The sequence below is a fragment of the Pseudomonas sp. NPDC090755 genome (assembly GCF_044769005.1).
In the GTDB taxonomy this organism is placed as follows: Bacteria; Pseudomonadota; Gammaproteobacteria; order Pseudomonadales; family Pseudomonadaceae; genus Aquipseudomonas.
The window spans coordinates 1-1,968 of record NZ_JBIVXC010000049.1; the positions used below are offsets into that span (position 1 = coordinate 1).

Genomic DNA, 1,968 nt, shown 5'->3' on the forward strand with positions numbered 1-1,968 from the left:
CCATCGATTCTATGCATGGGCTTTTCCTAAGAAGTGGTGAAGGCGACTAATTCAGATTCGCTAAAGCGGCGTGAGGAATAGCGGATGCGCCGTAGATGCCCCGACATGTGTGCTAGTTCTCGTAGGCAAACAGAACCACCGTGTGTGCCGGGGCAAGTTTTCGGATCTTGCACTCAAGCGTATCGTTGCCCCAGGCGCGCAGCTGTTCGCCAGCAGACGAGCGGCCGGCTCGGAATGGGATCACCGTCACCTCTGGCGCACGCACGCGCCAGGTGAATATCCAGTCGCCATTGGTGAGCGCATCGCCCGCCGCCGACATACCGGCACGAAACGGGCGGAATTCCTCAATGGTGATCTGGTAACCGAGCGCGGCCGCAAGCGCGATGAAGTACGCCTTGGACTGGCCGCCGGTAGCGGTCAGCTTGGCCAGCAGTGCATTGCGCCGCCCCTGCACTGTGGTCTCAAGCGTGCCAGCGCATTTATCGGGCAGGCCCGCCACGCGCTCCCAGTCCGCGAGCAACTCCAAGGATGTGTCCGGGTTGACCTCTCGAAGCAGCACCTCGGCCCTTGCATCGACACGCGCCAGCTCAGTCGACATTCCATCCAGCAGGTTGTGCAGCGTGGTGCCTGGGTCGCGCGGGAAGGCTTGACCTGGCGGAAGCAGCGCTTTCAGCTGCTCCCTATATTCAGCAGCTGTCGGCATCACGCCTCCTACAAGCTGGAAAAGGTAATAGTCCCGAGCGTCGCCATGTGACCTATTGCATGGGGCACATCTACCGTTGGGGTAACGATCTGGTTGTTTTCCTCCCCAGCGGCGAGCGAAACGGCCTCGCGCAGGCGACTGATGAGTATCAGCCCACCAGGTGCAGCATCGCGCTCAATCAGATCCGCCACCTCGGCGCGGACCGCGTTCTGCACCGCAACGGTGTTCGGAGAGAGCTTGATGCTCAAGTCCAAGGGATCAGCCACTGGCGCCACTACGAATACTTCCGCGGTTACCGGGGCGCGGGCATTGATATATGCCTGGACCTCAGCAACTTTCGCCGGGCCAGGGATGATGCTGACGTCTTCGTCACACACGAACAGCACGCTGACGGTGCCGGCCCCCAACTGGCGCGGATAAACCCATACCCGGGTCACCCCAGTAACCTCCAGCGCCCATTGCTCATAATCGAACGACGCCCCGCCATGCGGCGGCTGCTGGATCTTTGCCAGCAGCCGCGCCAGCAGGCGCTCGTCAGACTCGGCGTCGACTCCACCTTCAAGCTTGGTAGCAGTCGTCCCAGTGGATTGCACGCCTGAGATCGGGGAAAGCAGGAAAATCGGCAGGCCTGTGTCAAAGTTGCCGGCCTCCCCCGCTTCGATCGCCTGCACCGACACCACCAGCGTGGGCCCGGTAAACACTGAATCCCCAAGCACCTTGTACTGGACGCCGTCCTGGCGCTGCACGATGGTGCCGTCAAGAATTGTGGAACCAACAACACCACTGAATCCAACCCCGCCGACAGCGAAGCCAGCCGTTTTGGGAGTAACCTTCCAGATGGCAGCCCAGCGCTTCAAATAGTCGCCAGTCGATGTATCGATGATCGATTGCTTGGCAATCCAGTCGAGGTATCCATACAGCAGGTGGACGGCGCCGGCCTCAGACTGGCCGATGATGCCGAGCAGCGAACGACGAAGCACGGCACTGTCGACACCCGTTATACGGCTGCTGATGTCGGTGGTTACCCGGGTGATAAGTTCAGTCAGGGTGGGTCTTGCAAATGGCATCAGGCAGACCTCTTCGCGGCTTGCGCCGACCATTCATAGTTGAATCGATAGCGAACCGGTGAGCCGGTCGGCCGGTAAATTTCGATGAAAATCAGCATCCAGCCCTGAGCGATGAACTCTGCAGCCACCTCGACGCGCGTGGCGACACGGTCTTCAATCATCCAGGCCAAGGCCTCTCGGCAGTACTGCTGTGCACGG

3 protein-coding genes are annotated in these 1,968 nt (G+C 60.6%); all 3 read right to left on the minus strand.

Features of this window, described 5'->3' with window-relative positions; all coding sequences use genetic code 11:
• Nucleotides 1-112: 112 nt before the first annotated feature.
• Complete coding sequence (locus ACIQUS_RS27050) at nucleotides 113-703, minus strand: YmfQ family protein (RefSeq protein WP_403054193.1); 591 nt, start codon at nucleotides 701-703, stop codon at nucleotides 113-115.
• Nucleotides 704-711: 8 nt separating this feature from the next.
• Complete coding sequence (locus ACIQUS_RS27055) at nucleotides 712-1,803, minus strand: baseplate J/gp47 family protein (RefSeq protein WP_403054196.1); 1,092 nt, start codon at nucleotides 1,801-1,803, stop codon at nucleotides 712-714.
• Nucleotides 1,770-1,968 (minus strand): phage GP46 family protein (locus ACIQUS_RS27060; RefSeq protein ID WP_403054199.1); only part of this gene is annotated, 199 nt, incomplete at its 5' end. The genes ACIQUS_RS27060 and ACIQUS_RS27055, both read right to left, overlap by 34 nt.

Excerpts from the sequence above, each read along its gene's own strand:
- ACIQUS_RS27050 (WP_403054193.1), bottom strand. The coding sequence starts at position 703 with ATGCCGACAGCTGCTGAATATAGGGAGCAGCTGAAAGCGCTGCTTCCG.
- ACIQUS_RS27055 (WP_403054196.1), bottom strand. The coding sequence starts at position 1,803 with ATGGTCGGCGCAAGCCGCGAAGAGGTCTGCCTGATGCCATTTGCAAGA.